Consider the following 18,014-nt stretch of genomic DNA (forward strand, 5'->3'; position numbering starts at 1 on the left):
TTGTGGCTGTTCGTGACGGCCGACAGCTCAGGACCAGGAGCCTGAGCGTTCGAACTCGGCCAGTACCGCTGCGGGCCCGGACGGGTCCAGTCCGTGGGCGCTCACCCAGTCGTCGTTGAAATAGGTGTCGGCGTAGCGGTCGCCGCTGTCGGCCAGCAGCGTCACCACCGACCCGCTCTTTCCGTGTTTGACCATCTCGGCGAGCAACCCGAATGCGCCCCACAAGTTGGTCCCCGTGGATGGCCCTACTCGTCGCCCCAGCACAGCGCTGACATGACGGGACGCTGCGACCGATGCGGCGTCAGGCACTGAAATCATGCGGTCCACAACGTCGGGTAGGAACGACGGCTCCACCCGCGGTCTGCCGATCCCTTCGATACGTGACGAGGCGCCTGTGACGATGTCTCTGCCCTGCGCGTAGGACGGGAAGAACGCGGAGTTCTCGGGATCGACTACGCAGAGCCGGGTCGCATGGCGTCGGTATCGGATGAACCGGCCGATCGTCGCGCTGGTGCCACCGGTGCCGGCCCCCACCACGATCCATTCCGGGATTGGGTGAGCTTCCAGCTCCATCTGCTCGAAGATCGACATGGCAATGTTGTTGTTGCCGCGCCAGTCGGTGGCCCGCTCGGCGTTGGTGAACTGGTCCAGGTAGTGCCCGCCGGTCTCGGCCGCGAGTCGTTGCGCCTCCGCATATACCTGGGACGATTCGGCAACGAAATGGCAACGGCCGCCTTGTGATTCGATGAGTGCGATTTTCGAAGCGCTGGTGGAGGCCGTCATCACCGCGATGAACGGCAAGCCCAGCAGCGCCGCGAAATATGCCTCAGAGACCGCCGTCGAGCCCGATGACGCCTCGATCACCGTGGTGTTCTCGCCGATCCACCCGTTGCACAGGCCGTACAGGAACAGCGACCGGGCAAGCCGGTGCTTGAGGCTGCCGGTGATGTGGGTCGACTCGTCCTTGAGGTACAACGCCACGTCGACGCTGTCGCTCCACGCCGTCGGCAACGGGTACCGCACCAGATGCGTGTCGGCGCTGCGGCGGGCGTCGGCCTCGATCAGCTGGACCGCATTGTCCACCCACTCGCGTGGCTGGCTGCGGGACGCCGTGGTCACCGTGCAGAGACGGTCGGTGAGGACGTGCCGGCACGACTGCCGACATGACCACCGCCTGTGGGCGCTGCGACCAGAGTCAGCAGCGTCGCCTCCGGGCGGCAGCAGAACCGCAGCGGGGCGTATGGGGAGGTGCCGATACCCGCCGACACGTGCAGCGCCATGTTGGCCCCCCAACGGGAGGCGCCCTTAGCCCGTGACCGGTCCAGATCGCAATTGGTGACGAGCGCGCCGTAGAACGGAAGGCACAATTGGCCGCCGTGGGTGTGGCCGGCCAGCACCAGCTGGTAGCCGTCGGCGGCGAACCGGTCCAGCACGCGTGGTTCGGGGGAGTGGGTCAGCCCGAGGGTGAGATTCGCGGCCGTGTTGGCCGGTCCGGCGATGGTGTCGTATCGATCCCGCTTGAGGTGCGGATCGTCGACGCCGGCGACCGAGATGTGTAGCCCGGCGACCTCGATGTCGCGATGGGTGTGGGTGAGATCCAGCCAGCCCCGCTCTGTGAAGGCCGCCCTCAGGTCCTGCCACGGCAGCGGCTCGCCGTGCACGCGGTGCTGGGGTTTGATCACGTAGTTGAGCGGGTTCTTCAACCGGGGCGCGAAGTAGTCGTTGCTGCCGAACACGAACAGCCCCGGCACCGAAAGCAGCTCGCTCAGCGACTGGACGACGGCAGGCACCGCCTTGGTGTGCGCCAGATTGTCGCCGGTGTTGACCACCAGGTCGGGCTCGAGCCGGGCCAAGTCGCGCAGCCAGGCCTGCTTACGTTGTTGACCCGGCCGCATGTGCAGATCAGACAGGTGGAGCACCCGTAGCGGCGATGAGCCCGGCGCCAGCACCGGCATGGTCGCTTCCCGCAGGACGAATGCATTGCGTTCGATGACGGACGCATACCCGATCCCGGCCACCAACGAGCCCGTGGCGACAGCGGCTGTCTTCTTGACTACCGAGGCTGCTGACATGGTGGCAGCCTACTGCCCGATGCTGTGCACTCACCGCTTCTTGGCCGGTCGCGGTCGGCAACCGCACATCACGATCTGACTGTCACGGCGGTGGCGGCGGCGGAGGTGGACCGAGCACCGGGACGGTGATCGGTGGCAGTCCGGGGATCTCCACGACCGTCTGGCCGAGGTCGGGCGGCGGGCCGCCGGGCATCGGCGGTGCTACCGGTGGAGGGGGTGGCGGAGGTGGTGGCGGCGGGACGCCGTTGCTGATCTGGATCGTGATGATCGAGCCGGGGATGGTCTGCCCACTGGGAGTCGTGCCGAGGACAGTGCCGTACTTGGCGTTGCTGTTGACCGAGTTGGTGCCGTCGGCGACCTGGAAACCGGCCTCCTTGAGCCGTTGTCGGGCCGAGTTCTCGTCCATCCCGTTGACAACGGGTACCTGCGAACCGGGCCCGCCGTCGACATACCGCGGATCGGTCGGCGGTAACGCGATCGGACCGAAGTTGTTGGCGATGGGCTTCATCGCGGCGAACCATGTGCGGGCCGGCTCGTTACCGCCGAACAGGTTGCCGGACCCGCACTGGCGCAGCGGGAACGAGCACAACTCGCTGGGCGTGGACGAGTCGTCATAGATGTAGTTGGCCGCGGCGTACTGATTGGTGAAACCGAGGAACGCCGACGATCGGTTGTCCTCGGTGGTGCCGGTCTTGCCGGACATCGGCAGATCCCACCCGACCGAGGCCGCCGCACCCGCCGAGGTGCCCGCGCCGCTGTCGTCCTTGCTCATCGCGTTGGCCAGGGTGTTCGCCAGGCCTTCGGGCACCACTTGCTCGCAGGTCTCGGTCGTCACCGACACCTCCTGGCCGTGGCGGTCGACGACTTTGTCGATCGGGTTGGGTGGGCACCACATACCACCGGAGGCCAGCGTGGCAGCCACATTGGACAGCTCCAGCGCATTGACCTCGAGTGGACCGAGTGTGAACGAGCCGATGTTCTGCCGCTTGACGAAGTCGGCGAGACTCTCGTTGCTGTCGGGGTCGTAGTCGCGTGCCGTGCCGGGCATGGCGTAGGACCGCAAGCCCAGCTTCACCGCCATGTCGACCGCGCGCGGCACTCCGACCTGCGATATGAGCTTGGCGAACGCGGTGTTGGGCGAGGTGGCCAGCGCTTCGGTGACGCTCATGGAGCCTCGGTAGTTGCCGGCGTTCTTCACGCACCAGGTTTCCTTCGGGCATCCCGGAGTGTCGCTACTGCCCAGGCCCTTGGCTTGGAAATACCCCGGCACCGGCAGGGTGGCGTTGATGCCCATCCCCATGTCCATGGCTGCCGCCGTGGTGAAGATCTTGAAGATCGAGCCCGCACCGTTGCCTGCGAGAGAGAACGGTTGCGGCTGCATGGTTTCGCCGGCGTCGGTGTTCAGGCCATAGGTGCGGTTGCTGGCCATCGCCACCACCGGGTGCGAGGTCTTGCCCGGCTTGACCACACTCATCACGCTGGCGATGCCGTCGATGCTGGGGCTGGCGATACTGTCGATCGCGGACTTGACCGGCACCTGTACATCGGGATCCAGGGTGGTCTTGATCAGATAACCGCCCTTGGCGACCTGCTCTTTGCTGAGGCCCGCCCGGGCCAGATACTCCAGCGCGTAATCGCAGAAAAACGCCCGGTCGCCTGCGGCGATGCAACCGCGGGGGAGTTGGTTGGGCTGCGGCAGGATGCCCAGCGGCTGCTCCTTGGCGGCCCGCAGCGCCTCGGCCTCCTGGGGAATGTTGTCGATCATCGTGTCCAGCACCAGGTTCCGACGGGCCAGCGCGCCGTCGGGGTTGGTGTAGGGGTTGAGCGTGCTTGTGGACTGCACCATGCCGGCCAGCAGTGCGGCCTGCTGCCAGTTCAGTTCGGAGGCGTTGACGCCGAAATAGGTCTGCGCGGCGTCCTGGATGCCGTACGACCCGTTGCCGAATGACACAAGATTGAGGTAGCGGGTGAGGATCTCGGGCTTGGTGAACGTCTTATCCAGCGTCAGCGCCATCCGGATCTCGCGCAGCTTGCGGGCCGGGGTGGTCTCGATGGCGGCGCGGCGCTCGGCGTCGGTCTGGGCGACGACCAGCAGTTGGTAGTTCTTCACATACTGCTGCTCGAGTGTGGAACCACCGCGAGTGTCGGTGTTGCCGGACAGATAGCCGGAGAGACCGGTCAGTGTGCCCTGCCAGTCCACGCCGTTGTGTTCGGCAAACCGCTTGTCCTCGATGGAGACGATCGCCAACTTCATGGTGTTGGCGATCTGGTCGCTCGGCACCTCGAACCGGCGCTGCGAGTAGAGCCACGCGATGGTGTTGCCCTTGGCGTCGACCATCGTCGACACCTGCGGCACGTCGCCCTCCACCAGTGCGGCGGAGCCGTTGGCGACAACGTCGGAGGCCCGGTTGGACATCAGTCCGAATCCGCCGACGACAGGGAACATGAAGGCGGCCACCAGGACGCTGGCCAGCAGGCAGCACCAGGCGAGCTTGATGACCGTGACCGTGGTAGGCGGTCGCGTCGGCTGGTCCGGCATGGGTATAGAGTAACGACGCTTCCGTGGGGGTTCACCGGCGAGCAGACCAACGGCGTTACCACGATCTCGCTGGGGAAAGGGCGGAAACGGTGGGAAGCCTTGTCAGACTGCACGGCCGTCCCAAAAAAGTGCCTCGCAAACTGTTGCGTTAATACCCTCTGACCACCTAGCTTGGACACACAGTGCGACCCAGGTAACACACACTGGCGCAATGTGGCGTAGATCGCATCAGCGTTCTACACCGGAGGGCTCACCGTTGACCATGACGGTCGAGGGTTGGAACGAAGGGATCGCTGGTGTCGGATTCAGGGGCTGTCACGCGCAAGACGACTACGGCCACGCCCAACCCTGCTCACAGTTTGGCACACGGAGCCGAAGCCGAGGCTCGGATTGCATGGGTGTCGCAGGCGCGTTGCAGGCAGGCTGATCCTGACGAACTGTTCGTCCGTGGCGCGGCTCAGCGCAAAGCCGCGGTGATCTGCCGGCACTGCCCGGTGATCCTCGAGTGCGGGGCCGACGCGCTGGACAACCGGGTCGAGTTCGGGGTTTGGGGCGGTATGACCGAGCGGCAGCGCCGTGCCCTGCTCAAGCAGCACCCCGAAGTAGTTTCCTGGGCCGACTTCTTCGCCGCCCAGCGCAAACATCGCAGCGCCGTTTAGCGCATCCCTCTAAGCGGGCTCTGCGACGCCGGTGATCTGATCGGCGATCGCCCGCAATGCTTCCAGATCCGACACGTCGAACGGCAGTGACGGCACCCCGACGATGGCGACGTGCGGATTCGCTCCGGTGAATCGGGACAACAGTCGCACTTCACGTTTCGCGGTATGGGCCCGGTCGGCGTGGATGCGCAGCACCGCGGCAGTCAACGATTCAGGATCGTCTGCCGCCAAATCCTCGGCAGCCTCTTCGGCCTTGTCGGCGTGCAGATCACACAGTGTGGGGTGGGTCCGGTTGAGAATCAATCCCGCCAGCGGCATGTTCTCCCCGGCGAGGCGGTCGACGAAGAAGGATGCCTCGCGCAGGGCATCGGGTTCCGCGGCCGACACCACGACGAACTGGGTGCCTCGGCGTTTGAGCAATTCGTAGGTACGGTCCGCCTTTTCGCGAAACCCACCGAAGGTGGCATCCAGGGATTGGACGAAACTTGCTGCGTCGGAAAGCATCTGAGAACCCAGCACGGTCGACAAGGCCTTCATGGCCACGCCCATCGCGCCGGTGACCAGCCGGCCGATACCGCGCCCGGGGGCCAGCAGCATCCGCCAAAGCCGGCTGTCCATAAAGCTGCCAAGGCGTTTCGGTGCGTCGAGGAAGTCCAGCGCATTGCGCGACGGCGGGGTATCGACGACGACGAGATCCCACTTGTCCTCGGCCAGCAGCTGACCGAGCTTCTCCATGGCCATGTACTCCTGCGTGCCGGCCAACGACGTCGCCACGGTTTGGTAGAACTGGTTCTCCAGAATGGAATCCGCACGGCCCGGCCCCGAGTACTGGATCACCATCTCGTCGAACGTGCGACGCATGTCGAGCATCATCGCGTGCAGTTCGCCGGTGACCTCGGGGGCCAGCGGGACCCGTTGCGGCATGTTGCCGAGGTCTTTGATGCCCAGTGCCTGCGCCAGTCGTTTGGCCGGATCGATGGTGAGCACCACGACGGTTCGGCCGTACTCGGCGGCACGCAGCGCCATTGCGGCAGCGGTTGTGGTCTTACCGACACCGCCTGCGCCGCAACACACTACGACGCGATTGGACGTGTCAGCCAGGATGGCGCTCATGTCGAGGGCAACTGGTTTGGTGCTCATGGTTATCGGACCCCCTGTTGGGCAAGTGCTTCGGCAAGCTCGTAGAGGCTGCCCAGGTCGATGCCGTCGGACAGCGCGGGCAGCTCGAGACGCGGAACGTCGAGCGCGTCGAGTTGCTCGGCGCTCTCCGCGCGGGCCGCGAGCCGCGTGGCATGCTGGATGGTCTCGGTGAGCAGACCGGCGAAATCGCTGTCGGACAACGTGATTCCAACCTTCGCCAGGCCCGCCCGCACCGCGTCGGCGTCGACGTCACCCTCGGCGGCCTTGGTCAGATCCTCGGGGGACAGGTAGGCGGGGATGGTGCGGTTGACGATGACGCTGCCGATTGGCAAGCCCAACTCGTCGAGCTCGTCGATGGCCTCGAGCGTTTCCTGAATGGGTAGTGCCTCCAACAAGGTCACCAGATGGATTGCGGTCTGTTCGGAGTGCAGCAGCTTGACCACACCGTCGGCCTGCGAGTGCACCGGGCCGCCCTTGGCCAGATCGGAGACGGCCTTGGTGACGTCGAGGAATCGCGAAATACGGCCGGTGGGAGGAGAATCCACGACGACCGCGTCGTAGGCGATGCGCTTGGCCTTCTGGCTCTTGTCGGTCCGCGTCACAATCTCTTTGATCTTGCCGGTGAGCAGCACGTCGCGCAGGCCGGGCGCGATGGTGGTGGCGAACTCGATGGCACCGATGCGGCGCATCGCCCGGCCGGCCAGGCCGAGGTTGTAGAACATGTCGAGGTACTCCAGGAACGCGGCCTCGATATCGATCGCGAGTGCGTTGACCTGGCCACCGCCGTCGGCGGTGGCGATCTTGACCTCCTCGTACGGCAGTGGCGGTACGTCGAACAGCTGCGCGATGCCCTGGCGTTCCTCGACCTCCACTAGCAGCACTCGGCGCCCACCGGCCGCCAGGGCCAAGGCCAGAGCCGCAGCGATGGTGGATTTGCCGGTACCGCCCTTGCCTGACACGAAATGCAAACGGGCCTTGGTCAGCCGCGACGGCCAGCCGACATGCTTGGCCGCGCTTTCTGTGGTTGCCACCAATGCATGCTAACTGGGTTATTTTGCTGCACCTCGCGTGCGCAGTTATTCGTGCGCGGTTGTTCGGTGCTCCTCACGTGCGCCGTTGTTATTGGTGCTCCTCACGTGGGCAGGTGTTGATGGTGCTCCTCGCGTGCGCAAGCTGAAGGGCGCGCCCGATAAGCTCAGGCCATGAGCGAACCAACCCGGTGGGAGTACGCAACCGTGCCGTTGCTGACGCACGCCACAAAACAGATTCTCGACCAGTGGGGCCACGACGGCTGGGAGCTGGTTTCAGTGTTGCCCGGTCCGACCGGTGAACAGCACGTCGCCTACTTGAAGAGGCCTAAGTGAGTGCTTCCGGCGGGCAGCGCAGCGACCGGGGGACCTGGTCGGAGCGGCTGGCCGAGCTGGGCATCGAGCTGCCCCAGGTGGTGGCGCCGCTGGCCGCCTATGTGCCGGCGACCCGGACCGGGAACCTGGTGTACACCGCCGGACAGCTGCCCATTCGAAACGGCGAGCTGGCGGCGACCGGCAAGGTCGGCGCCGAGGTGAGTCCCGAGGAGGCAAATTCGGCGGCCCGGCTCTGCGGGCTCAACGCGCTGGCTGCGGTGCACGCACTGGTCGGTATCGACTCCGTCGTCAAGGTCGTCAAGGTGGTCGGCTTTGTTGCGTCGGCTCCCGGCTTCGGCGGCCAGCCGGGCGTCGTCAACGGTGCCTCCGAGCTGTTCGGTGACGTATTCGGTGAGGCCGGGGCGCACGCCCGCTCTGCGGTCGGTGTATCGGATTTGCCGCGCAATGCGCCGGTGGAGGTCGAGATCATCGTCGAGGTCGCGTGAGCGACGATCAGGCAGGGGTCGCGTGACCCCTGGCGCCGATCCGCAGCACCCGGCGTACGGGCTGTTGAGGCCGGTGACCTCATCGGCCTCGGTGTTGTTGTGCAACAACCCGGGTCTGATGACCCTTGAGGGCACCAACACCTGGGTTTTGCGTGCGCCGGGCAGCGCCGAGATGGTCATCGTCGACCCCGGCCCGGACGACGACGAGCATATTGCGCGCATCGCCGAGCTCGGCCGGATTCCGCTGGTGTTGATCAGCCACAAGCATGACGATCACACGGGCGCCATCGACAAGCTCGTCGAAATCACCGGGGCCACGGTTCGATCCGTGGGCAGCGGGGTCCTACGCGGTCTCGGTGGTCCGCTGTCCGAGGGTGAAGTGATCGAGGCAGCCGGGCTGCGGATCGGCGTCATGGCCACGCCCGGCCATACCGCTGACTCGCTGAGCTTCGTGCTCGATGATGCCGTGCTGACCGCAGACACCGTGCTGGGACGAGGCACCACCGTCATCGACACCGAGGACGGCAGCCTCCGTGACTATCTGGAGTCGCTGCGCCGCCTGCAGGGGCTGGGTGCGCGCACGGTGCTGCCCGGCCACGGTCCGGAACTCGGTGACCTCGCGGCGGTGACCCAGATGTATCTGTCCCATCGCGAGGACCGGCTCAATCAGGTGCGGGGTGCGCTGAGGGAACTCGGTGACGACGCGACTGCACGCCAGATCGTCGAGCATGTGTATACCGATATCGACAAAAAACTGTGGCCTGCAGCCGAATGGTCGGTGCAGGCCCAGTTGGACTACCTACGAGATTGACGCTCGCGCTAGCGCGCTCGGCGGGCGAGGCGCTCGCTGTCGGAGATCAGTACGCTCTTGCCTTCCAGGCGGATCCAGCCGCGGTGGGCGAAGTCGGCCAGTGCCTTGTTGACAGTCTCGCGCGAGGCGCCGACCAGCTGGGCGATCTCTTCCTGCGTCAAATCGTGGGTCACCCGCAGTGCGCCGCCCTCCTGGGTGCCGAATCGCTGGGCGAGCTGCAGCAGCTGCTTGGCGACGCGTCCGGGCACGTCGGTGAAGATGAGGTCAGCCAGGTTGTTGTTGGTGCGCCGGAGACGACGGGCGAGCACGCGCAGTAGTTGCTCGGCAATCTCGGGCCGGTCGGCGATCCAGGCGCGCAGGGCGTCGCGATCCATCGACACCGCGCGCACCTCGGTGATGGTGGTGGCGCTCGACGTCCGGGGGCCCGGGTCGAAGATCGACAGCTCACCGAACATGTCCGAAGGACCCATGATGGTCAACAGATTCTCCCGGCCGTCGGGTGAGCGGCGGCCGATCTTCACCTTGCCAGAGATGATGATGTACAGCCGATCGCCGGGCTCGCCCTCAGCGAACACGGTGTGTCCGCGTGGGAAGTCGACAGGTTGCAGCTGCTTGGTCAGCGCCGATACGGCAGTGGGTTCGACCCCCTGGAAGATTCCGGCCCTGGCCAGGATCTCGTCCACGTTGTTCCTCTTAAGGTGTTTGGTGGTGTTGACCCTCTATTGACAACTCATGATCAGTCTAGAGGTGCGCGGTTTCGCGACTAGCCCACGCTACACACGATTGGCATGCCGAGTCGTGTGAAATCCGGGATTCGTGGTGTGCTGGCTGTACACCCGCGTCGGCAAACGGTCACCCTCGCGGTTGGCGGCCAACGACTCGATGGCCAGCTGCCCCTGTTGGAGCCGTCGCTGCAGACCGTTGATCGTGTCGCGTCGACCGGTCGGACGCTCGGTGGTAAGCCAGTTCTCGAGCCGGCCCAGCCCAATCGCCACCAGCATCAGCGCGGCGGGGATGAGCGCCACCAGCAACCACGACACAAGGGTGTAGTAAACACGGCGTAGGTCTCAGCGAGGTCACGAAATGCCATCAGGTCCGCTGCCTAGTGTGTCGGCCGGTGTCAGTACCCTGGCAAGGGTGAGCGCGGGTGCCGTCCGAACAGGGAAAACAACCCGTCCCAAGAAATGGGACACCGAGACGCACCTTGGCCTGGTTCGTCGCGCAAGACGTATGAATCGTGAACTGGCCCAAGCCTTTCCGCACGTGTACTGCGAGCTCGACTTCACCAATCCACTCGAGCTGGCCGTCGCCACCATCTTGTCGGCGCAGAGCACCGACAAGCGCGTCAACCTCACCACTCCGGCGTTGTTCCTCAAGTACCGCACGGCGCTGGACTATGCGCAGGCCGACCGTACCGAGATGGAGGAGCTGATCCGGCCGACCGGTTTCTACCGGAACAAGACCACCTCACTCATCAAGTTGGGCCAGGAGCTGGTTACCCGGTTCGACGGCGAGGTGCCGGCCACCATGGAAGAGCTGGTGACCCTGCCGGGCATCGGTCGTAAGACCGCCAATGTCATCCTGGGCAACGCCTTCGACATCCCGGGTATCACCGTCGACACCCACTTCGGTCGGCTGGTGCGGCGGTGGCGCTGGACCGCCGAGGAAGATCCGGTCAAGGTCGAGTTCGCGGTCGGAGAGCTGATCGAACGCAACGAGTGGACGCTGCTCAGCCACCGCGTGATCTTCCACGGCCGTCGGGTCTGCCACGCGCGCAAACCCGCGTGCGGTGTGTGCGTGCTGGCCAAGGACTGCCCGTCGTTCGGCATCGGCCCCACCGATCCGCTCATCGCTGCTCCACTGGTCAAAGGGCCGGAGACCGAACATCTGCTGGCACTGGCCGGGCTCTGAGGTCGGTCATGCGAGTCTCGACCCGGTGGACCATCGCGGTGCTGGTGGTCCTGGTGGCGTTGGGAACGGCGTTCTGGATGCAGATGCGCGACGTCCCCGCGACCGGTGTGGCGCCGGCAACCGCTCGCGACCACCGCGACGTTGACACCCCGGAGGCCCTGGCGGGTCCGCGCGCTCAAGCAGACCTGCCGCCGTGCCCGTCGCCCGGCCCGGGGCCGGGGCCGCAGGCGCTGGCCGGCATCACGCTGCAGTGCGCCGGTGACGGCACACCGGTCGACGTGGCTCGCGCGCTCGCCGGCCGCACCGTGGTGCTGAATCTATGGGCGTACTGGTGTGGTCCATGCGCCGACGAACTGCCTGCGATGGCCGAGTATCAGCGTCGTTCCGGGGATGACGTCCTGGTCGTCACGGTGCATCAGGACGAGAACGAGGCGGCCGGGCTGCTGCGGCTTGCCGACCTCGGGGTGCGGCTGCCGACCCTGCAGGACGGCCGTCGGCGCATCGCCGCCGCCCTGCGGGTACCCAACGTGATGCCTGCGACGGTGGTGCTGCGCGCGGACGGTAGCGTGGCCGGAATCCTGCCCCGGTCCTTCGCCAGCCCCGACGAGATCGCCGCGGCGGTCTCGGAGAAACTGGGTCCGCGAAATTAGGGCGAAGCTGACGCGCGAGCAGATAGGAGCAGCGGGTTGACTTCCAGGCTCGACGAGCTGAATCCAGATGCCGCACCGGCGTGGCTGCGACCTCTGGTGGACAACGTCGACGGGGTGCCCGAGGCATTTCGCCGGCGCGTGCCGCCGGACGTGTTGGCGAGCATCGTCGAGTTGGACAAGCAAGCCGTCAGGGCCGGGGCCCGTCGTGATGCCGCGGTGCTGGTGCTGTTCTCCGGGCCGGCGGACGTCTCGGCGCCCCAACTTCCCGGCGACGCCGATCTGTTGGTCACGGTCCGCGCCTCGACGCTGCGTCACCACGCCGGGCAGGCCGCTTTCCCTGGCGGCGCCACCGATCCCGTTGACGACGGCCCGGTGTCGACAGCGTTCCGCGAGGCATGGGAGGAAACCGGCATCGACACCGGACGGCTGCGCCCGCTGGCCACTCTTGAGCGCATGTTCATCCCACCTTCGGGATTTCACGTCGTTCCGGTGCTGGCCTACTCACCGGATCCTGGTCCGGTGGCCGTCGTCGATCCCTCCGAGACCGCGGTGGTCGCGCGGGTGCCGGTGCGCGCGTTCGTCAATCCGGAGAATCGGCTCATGGTCTGTCGGGAATCCAGCACCCGGCGGTTCGCCGGCCCGGCGTTCCTGCTCAACGAGATGCTGGTGTGGGGCTTCACCGGCCAGGTCATCTCGGCCATCCTCGATGTCGCAGGCTGGGCGAAGCCGTGGAACACCGGCGACGTACGGGAACTCGACGAGGCAATGGCGCTCGTGGGGCATCCGAGCGGCTACGGTGAAGCGCAACGTTGAACTGGAAGTAGATGACACCTTCGCTTTGGCTTGACCTCGCCATCATCGGCATCGCATTCATCGCCGCCATCTCCGGGTGGCGTTCCGGTGCGCTCGGCTCACTGCTGTCTTTCGTGGGCGTGGTACTCGGCGCGGTGGCCGGCCTCCTGTTGGCCCCGCACATCGTCAGCCACGTCGACGGGCCGCGGACCAAGCTGTTTGCGTCCCTGTTCCTGATCTTGGCGCTTGTGGTGATCGGCGAGATCGCCGGTGTGGTGCTCGGTCGCGCGGTGCGCAGTGCGCTCCGTAATCCACTGCTCCGGGTGCTCGACTCGGCGATCGGCGTGGCCTTGCAACTGGTTGCCGTGCTGGTCGCGGCCTATTTGCTGGCCACCCCGCTGACCTCGTCGGACCAACCGAACCTGGCTGCGGCGGTTAAGGGTTCGCGGGTGCTGACCGAGGTGGACAGTGTGGCTCCGTCATGGTTGAAGTCGGTGCCGACGCGACTCTCCAGCCTGTTGGACACCTCGGGATTCGATGTGTTGCAGCCGTTCGGCCGCACTCCTATCGTCAACGTCGACGCCCCTGACGCGAGCCTGGCCAACGATGCGGTAGTCGCAGCCACCCGGCCGAGCGTCGTCAAGATCAAGGGCGTCGCACCGAGCTGCCAGAAGGTGCTGGAGGGCAGCGGATTTGTGGTGGCGCCCAACCGGGTGATGTCCAATGCGCACGTGGTGGCCGGGGCGGACAGCGTGACTGTTGAGGTCGAAGGCAAATCCTACGACGCGAGCGTCGTGTCATACGACCCCAACGCCGACATCTCCATCCTGGACGTGCCCAACCTGCCGGCCGCCCCGCTGAGCTTCGCCGAAGAGGCCGCCCCGCAGGGCACCGACGCGGTGGTGATGGGTTATCCGGGCGGCGGCGACTTTCTGGCCACTCCCGCACGGGTCCGCGAGATCATCGAGCTCAAGGGTCCTGACATCTACCGGACCACCACCGTGACCCGTGAGGTCTACACCGTGCGGGGCACTGTGCGGCAGGGCAATTCGGGCGGACCGATGATCAACCGGTCGGGCAAGGTGCTGGGCGTCGTGTTCGGCGCGGCCGTCGACGACGCCGACACCGGATTCGTTCTGACCGCAAAGGAAGTCGAGCAGCAGCTGACCAAGATCGGCAATACCCAGCGGGTGGCCACCGGGACCTGCATCAACCCGTGATCAGCGGTCGCCGAGCTGTGTGAGGAACCTGCGCAGCTGCTCGTTGACCGTGTCCGGGTCCTCTTCGTGACCGTAGTGCCCGGTGCCGGCGAGTGACACGTAACGGCCGTGCGGAGCGTACTGCTGGGTTCGGTAGACCGGATCGGCCAGCACGTACGGATCGGCGTCACCCCGCACGTGCAGCACGGGCACGTTGATCGGTCGCTTCATCGACCGCATGAACCGCCGGCCTTCACCGCGCAACTGACTGCGCACCGCCCAGCGCTGGTACTCCAGCGCCGAATGAGCTGCGCCCGGGATCTGAATGGCCCGCCGCAGGTGGTGTATGGTCTCGGAAAAGTCTTGGCTGGCTTGCCATTTGGCGCCAGCCCGGCTGCGTACCAGACGCTCGAGTCCCTCGCCGTCGTGACGGGTCAACGCGCGCTCCGGCAGCATCGGCACCTGGTAGCGCATGAGTGAGGGCAGCAGGGCCCGTCCCTGGTCGCGGCGGGTCAGAGCCGACGCGCGCAGCGCCACCGGATGCGGCGAGCTGACAAGGGCGATGGCGCGCACCACCCGCGGGTGCAGCACCGCTGTCGCCCAGCACACCAGGCCGCCGTCGGCGTGGCCCATAAGCGTCGCGGTCTTGTGGCCCAGTGCGCGCACCAGGCCGGCGGTGTCACCGGCCAGGGTCCAGCCGTCGTAGCCGCGCGGTGGCTTGTCGCTGTCACCGTAGCCGCGCAGGTCGACCGCGACGACACGGGCGTCGGGCAGTCCGGTGAGCTGATGCCGCCAGGACCACCAGAATGAGCCGAACCCGTGCAACAGGATCACCAGCGGCCGGTCAGCGCCCGCGGTGTCCGAATTGCCCTCGTTCCCACGGTCGGGCTGCGAGCTCTCACCCTCCACCACATGGAATCGAATGCCGTTGGCGTGCACCTGCAGGTGCCGCCATGGCCCGTCGATCCGGGTGATCGACGGGTCGGGCGGGGGCATTACCAGCCCGAGGGGTCGGTCGGGGTCGGTTTGGCCTGTGCCGCCTCGGCCGTGGCCAGCGCTGCGGGCCTGTCGTGCCCGGGTGTCAGCGCCTCACGGGTCTCTTTCACCGATTCGATGGTCTGCTGCGGTCCGCGGATGCGTCGCACCTTGAGGAAGCCGAACAGCGCCAGTGCCACGGTGGTCAGCACCATGATCCCGAATACGATCAGGAACGCCGCCCAGCGGTACAACCAGGTGTCGAGCAGTTCCGCCACGAAGAAGAAGAAAAAGAAGGTCGAGTAGAACAGCACGACCAGCGCGGCGATGAAGAAGATGCTGCCGGTCAGGCCCTTCTTTACGTCGCGGGTGATCTCGGCCTTAGCCAGGGCTACCTCGGCGCGGACCAGTGTCGAGACCTGAGCGGTCGCATCTTTGACCAGATCCCCGATAGACGGGTCGGGCTTGGGCGCATGTGGGTCTACCAGCGGGATCGAAGTCACCGTTGCCGGAATGCCGGTCCTGCGGTCGCCGATGGTCACAGAAGCTTCCTCCCCGGGTCCGACGCCTGGTCGCCGTGATGTCGTCGCGGTTCATGTTGCCATGCGGTGGCTCGGATAACGATGCCGGCCGACATCTGGGCCCAAGCTAGGATGCGGGTATCCCTTGGTGTGCGGGTCGGGCTCGTCGATTGGAGGACACTTGGCGACCAGACGCCGCCGGAAGTTCGTTGTCGGGACACTGATCCTCGCGTTGGTCGCGTTGCTCACACCGGGAGTTGCACACGCCGATCCGGTGGTGCTCGGCGGAGGTTCGGGCATCGTGATCGACGGCGACACATTCTGCACGCTCACCACGATCGGGCATGACAATGCCGGCAGGCTGATCGGCTTCACCTCGGCGCACTGCGGTGGTCCGGGTGCAACAGTTGCGGCCGAGGACGCGACCGGGGCCGGACAGCTCGGCACCATGGTCGCCGGCAACGAGATGCTCGACTACGCGGTGATCCAGTTCGACCCGGAGAAGGTCACGCCGACCAACAACGTGAGCGGTTTCCAGATCGACGGTCTCGGCCCGGATCCGGTGTTCGGCCAGATCGCCTGCAAACTGGGCCGCACGACTGGCTATTCGTGCGGCGTCACGTGGGGGCCAGGGCAGGACCCGGGGACCATTGTCAACCAGGTGTGCGGTCAGCCCGGCGATTCCGGCGCGCCCGTCACGGTGGACAACAAGCTGGTCGGCATGCTGCACGGCGCCTACACCGACGATCTGCCGACCTGCGTGGTCAAGTTCGTGCCGCTGCACACGCCCGCGGTGACGATGTCGTTCAACACGCAGCTCGCCGACATCACCGCCAAGAACCGCCCCGGCACCGGGTTCGTGCCGATTCCGTAGCGGTCGGCGTTACTTGCTGGCGCGGATGGCCTCGAACACGCTGGGGTCGAGCAGCGTCGAGGTGTCGCCGAGTTCGCGGCCCTCGGCGACATCGCGTAGCAGGCGGCGCATGATCTTGCCGCTACGGGTCTTCGGGAGCTCGGGCACCACGTGGATCTCGCGTGGCTTGGCGATCGGTGAGATCTCCGTGGCCACCTGGACGCGCAGCTCCTCGATCATGTTCGCGGCGCCGCCATGGGCGCTTTCCTTGAGGATGACGAAGGCACAGATGGCTTGGCCGGTGGTCTCGTCAGACGCGCCGACGACGGCGGCCTCGGCGACGCCGGCATGCCCGACGAGGGCCGATTCCACTTCTGCGGTCGAGATTCGGTGGCCCGAGATATTCATGACGTCGTCGATGCGGCCGAGCACCCAGATGTTGCCGTCAGAGTCGTAGCGCGCACCGTCACCGGCGAAGTACCAGCCCTGCTCGGCAAACCGCGACCAGTAGGTCTCCTTGAACCGCTCCGGATCACCCCAGATGCCGCGCAGCATGGCCGGCCACGGCTGATCCAGCACCAGATATCCCGTGACGTGCTCGGCTTCGTCGGCGCCGGGCACCAGCTCGTTGCCGTTGTCGTCGACGATTTTGGCCGCGATGCCCGGCAGCGGGGTCATCGCCGAACCGGGCTTGGCGGCTGTCACGCCCGGTAGCGGGGAGATCATGATCGCTCCGGTCTCGGTCTGCCACCAGGTGTCGACGATCGGGGTGCGGTTGCCTCCGATGAACTCCCGGTACCAGCGCCAGGCCTCGGGATTGATGGGCTCGCCGACCGAACCCAGCAGCCGCAGGCTGGCCAGGTCGTGGCTCTCGGGCAGCACCCGACCCCACTTCATGAACGTGCGGATCAGCGTGGGGGCCGTGTAATAGATTGTGACACCGTACTTTTCGATGACCTCGAAATGCCGGTGCATGGTGGGTGACGCCGGGGTGCCCTCGTAGACCACCTGTGTGACACCGTTGGCCAGTGGGCCGTAGACGATGTAGGTGTGCCCCGTGACCCAGCCGATATCGGCTGTGCACCAGTACACGTCAGTTTCGGGCTTGATGTCGAAGACGTAGTAGTGGGTGTAGGCGGCCTGGGTCAGGAACCCGCCCGACGTGTGCACGATGCCCTTGGGCTTGCCGGTGGTGCCCGACGTGTACAGCAGGAACAGCGGCTGCTCGGCGTCGAACGCTTCCGGGGTGTGCTCAGGCGATGCGTTGTCCACCGTCTCGTGCCACCACAGATCCCGGCCTGCCGTCCAGTCGACGTCAATTCCGGTGCGCCGCACCACGAGAACGTTCTGTACCGACGGTTGATCGGCGACCGCCTCGTCGACCGCGGACTTCAACGCCGCGGCCGCACCACGGCGGTACTGCCCGTCGGTAGTGATGACAAGCTTGACTTGTGCATCCTCGATACGGGCCCGCAGTGCGCTGGCGGAGAACCCGGCGAAGACGACGCTGTGCATGACACCCAGGCGCGCGCATGCCAGCATCGCGACGATGGCCTCCGGCACCATGGGCATATAGATGGCGACCCGGTCACCGGCGGTCAGTCCGAGATCGGTCAGTGCGTTGGCCGTACGGCACACCTCGTCCTTGAGTTGGGCGTAGGTGATGTCGCGCGCATCGTCGATCGGTTCGCCGACCCAGTGGATCGCGACCCGGTCGCCGTTGCCGGCTTCGACGTGCCGGTCGACACAGTTGTAGGCGACGTTGAGCTTGCCGCCGACGAACCACTTCGCGAACGGAGCCTCCGACCAGTCCAGCACCTCGGCGAACGGGGTCTGCCAGGCCAGCCGGTTGGCCTGATCAGCCCAGAACGCGAGCCGGTCTTGTTCGGCCGCGGTATACAGGTCGCCCGTCGCATTGGCGTTGGCCGCGAAGTCGACGGGCGGGGGATAGGCTGACGGAGCTTCGGCGTGCGTCACTGGCGGGTTCGACATAGGTGTGAGCCTAGTCACCAAACGTTGCATGGGCGTTGGAGACTCACATCG

At 66.2% G+C, this 18,014-nt stretch carries 19 protein-coding genes; 9 read left to right on the plus strand and 10 right to left on the minus strand.

Going from position 1 to position 18,014, the window contains the following annotated elements; translation table 11 throughout:
- Positions 1 to 27: 27 nt before the first annotated feature.
- From B133_RS0119805 to ponA2, 3 genes are all read right to left on the minus strand, one after another.
- Entirely contained in the window at positions 28 to 1,119 is a 1,092-nt protein-coding gene (locus B133_RS0119805) for a PLP-dependent cysteine synthase family protein (RefSeq protein ID WP_018603525.1), read from the minus strand.
- Positions 1,116 to 2,072: a metallophosphoesterase gene (locus B133_RS0119810; RefSeq protein WP_018603526.1), complete on the minus strand. Its 957-nt coding sequence runs from the start codon at positions 2,070 to 2,072 to the stop codon at positions 1,116 to 1,118. Before B133_RS0119810 ends, B133_RS0119805 begins: the two co-directional genes overlap by 4 nt.
- Before the next feature lie 82 nt (positions 2,073 to 2,154).
- The gene (gene ponA2, locus B133_RS0119815; protein ID WP_018603527.1) at positions 2,155 to 4,611 is read right to left on the minus strand and encodes a transglycosylase/D,D-transpeptidase PonA2; all 2,457 of its coding nucleotides are present in this window, start codon (positions 4,609 to 4,611) and stop codon (positions 2,155 to 2,157) included.
- Positions 4,612 to 4,970: 359 nt separating this feature from the next.
- Between ponA2 and B133_RS0119820 the strand changes: the two genes are divergently transcribed.
- Positions 4,971 to 5,270: a WhiB family transcriptional regulator gene (locus B133_RS0119820; RefSeq protein WP_165606267.1), complete on the plus strand. Its 300-nt coding sequence runs from the start codon at positions 4,971 to 4,973 to the stop codon at positions 5,268 to 5,270.
- A 9-nt stretch (positions 5,271 to 5,279) separates the two neighbouring features.
- Here B133_RS0119820 and B133_RS0119825 read toward each other — a convergent pair whose 3' ends face one another.
- Together B133_RS0119825 and B133_RS0119830 are read right to left on the minus strand one after the other, a co-directional pair.
- The gene (locus B133_RS0119825) at positions 5,280 to 6,410 is read right to left on the minus strand and encodes an ArsA family ATPase (protein ID WP_018603529.1); all 1,131 of its coding nucleotides are present in this window, start codon (positions 6,408 to 6,410) and stop codon (positions 5,280 to 5,282) included.
- 2 nt (positions 6,411 to 6,412) lie between these two features.
- Positions 6,413 to 7,444: an ArsA family ATPase gene (locus B133_RS0119830; protein WP_026256662.1), complete on the minus strand. Its 1,032-nt coding sequence runs from the start codon at positions 7,442 to 7,444 to the stop codon at positions 6,413 to 6,415.
- Between the two features lie 168 nt (positions 7,445 to 7,612).
- Here B133_RS0119830 and B133_RS24135 point away from each other — a divergent pair, with 168 nt between their 5' ends.
- Genes B133_RS24135 through B133_RS0119845 form a run of 3 tightly spaced genes read left to right on the plus strand, consistent with a single transcriptional unit; the run spans position 7,613 to position 9,070 of the window.
- Positions 7,613 to 7,774, plus strand: a complete 162-nt coding sequence (locus tag B133_RS24135; RefSeq protein ID WP_018603531.1) for a DUF4177 domain-containing protein — start codon at positions 7,613 to 7,615, stop codon at positions 7,772 to 7,774.
- Positions 7,771 to 8,259, plus strand: coding sequence for a RidA family protein (locus B133_RS0119840; protein WP_018603532.1), 489 nt, complete (start codon positions 7,771 to 7,773; stop codon positions 8,257 to 8,259). Before B133_RS24135 ends, B133_RS0119840 begins: the two co-directional genes overlap by 4 nt.
- A 22-nt stretch (positions 8,260 to 8,281) precedes the next feature.
- A complete protein-coding gene (locus tag B133_RS0119845; protein WP_018603533.1) occupies positions 8,282 to 9,070 on the plus strand; it encodes an MBL fold metallo-hydrolase in 789 nt (262 codons plus the stop codon).
- Positions 9,071 to 9,078: 8 nt separating this feature from the next.
- On the opposite strand, the gene crp is transcribed toward B133_RS0119845, so the two are convergent.
- Together crp and B133_RS0119855 are read right to left on the minus strand one after the other, a co-directional pair.
- Positions 9,079 to 9,753, minus strand: a complete 675-nt coding sequence (crp, locus tag B133_RS0119850) for a cAMP-activated global transcriptional regulator CRP (protein WP_003883807.1) — start codon at positions 9,751 to 9,753, stop codon at positions 9,079 to 9,081.
- Between the two features lie 90 nt (positions 9,754 to 9,843).
- Positions 9,844 to 10,110 carry a hypothetical protein gene (locus B133_RS0119855; RefSeq protein ID WP_018603536.1) on the minus strand — a complete coding sequence of 89 codons (267 nt, stop codon included), beginning with the start codon at positions 10,108 to 10,110 and terminating at the stop codon, positions 9,844 to 9,846.
- Positions 10,111 to 10,300: 190 nt separating this feature from the next.
- Here B133_RS0119855 and nth point away from each other — a divergent pair, with 190 nt between their 5' ends.
- Genes nth through marP form a run of 4 tightly spaced genes read left to right on the plus strand, consistent with a single transcriptional unit; the run spans position 10,301 to position 13,643 of the window.
- On the plus strand, positions 10,301 to 10,981 hold the full coding sequence (gene nth, locus B133_RS0119860) for an endonuclease III (RefSeq protein ID WP_018603538.1): 681 nt from the start codon (positions 10,301 to 10,303) through the stop codon (positions 10,979 to 10,981).
- A gap of 8 nt (positions 10,982 to 10,989) precedes the next feature.
- Positions 10,990 to 11,631, plus strand: a complete 642-nt coding sequence (locus tag B133_RS0119865) for a TlpA disulfide reductase family protein (protein ID WP_018603540.1) — start codon at positions 10,990 to 10,992, stop codon at positions 11,629 to 11,631.
- Between the two features lie 36 nt (positions 11,632 to 11,667).
- Complete coding sequence (locus B133_RS0119870) at positions 11,668 to 12,444, plus strand: CoA pyrophosphatase (RefSeq protein ID WP_018603541.1); 777 nt, start codon at positions 11,668 to 11,670, stop codon at positions 12,442 to 12,444.
- A gap of 11 nt (positions 12,445 to 12,455) precedes the next feature.
- Positions 12,456 to 13,643 carry an acid resistance serine protease MarP gene (gene marP, locus B133_RS0119875; RefSeq protein WP_018603543.1) on the plus strand — a complete coding sequence of 396 codons (1,188 nt, stop codon included), beginning with the start codon at positions 12,456 to 12,458 and terminating at the stop codon, positions 13,641 to 13,643.
- On the opposite strand, the gene B133_RS0119880 is transcribed toward marP, so the two are convergent.
- Both B133_RS0119880 and B133_RS0119885 read right to left on the minus strand, forming a co-directional pair.
- The gene (locus tag B133_RS0119880) at positions 13,644 to 14,618 is read right to left on the minus strand and encodes an alpha/beta fold hydrolase (protein WP_018603545.1); all 975 of its coding nucleotides are present in this window, start codon (positions 14,616 to 14,618) and stop codon (positions 13,644 to 13,646) included.
- A complete protein-coding gene (locus tag B133_RS0119885) occupies positions 14,618 to 15,139 on the minus strand; it encodes a phage holin family protein (RefSeq protein ID WP_018603547.1) in 522 nt (173 codons plus the stop codon). The genes B133_RS0119880 and B133_RS0119885 overlap by 1 nt, the downstream gene beginning before the upstream one ends.
- A 199-nt stretch (positions 15,140 to 15,338) precedes the next feature.
- Here B133_RS0119885 and B133_RS0119890 point away from each other — a divergent pair, with 199 nt between their 5' ends.
- Complete coding sequence (locus B133_RS0119890; RefSeq protein WP_051088147.1) at positions 15,339 to 15,992, plus strand: S1 family peptidase; 654 nt, start codon at positions 15,339 to 15,341, stop codon at positions 15,990 to 15,992.
- A 9-nt stretch (positions 15,993 to 16,001) separates the two neighbouring features.
- On the opposite strand, the gene acs is transcribed toward B133_RS0119890, so the two are convergent.
- Positions 16,002 to 17,963: an acetate--CoA ligase gene (acs, locus tag B133_RS0119895; protein WP_018603552.1), complete on the minus strand. Its 1,962-nt coding sequence runs from the start codon at positions 17,961 to 17,963 to the stop codon at positions 16,002 to 16,004.
- Positions 17,964 to 18,014: the final 51 nt, after the last annotated feature.

Origin of the sequence: Mycobacterium sp. 155, from assembly GCF_000373905.1 — a bacterium.
GTDB lineage: Bacteria > Actinomycetota > Actinomycetes > Mycobacteriales > Mycobacteriaceae > Mycobacterium.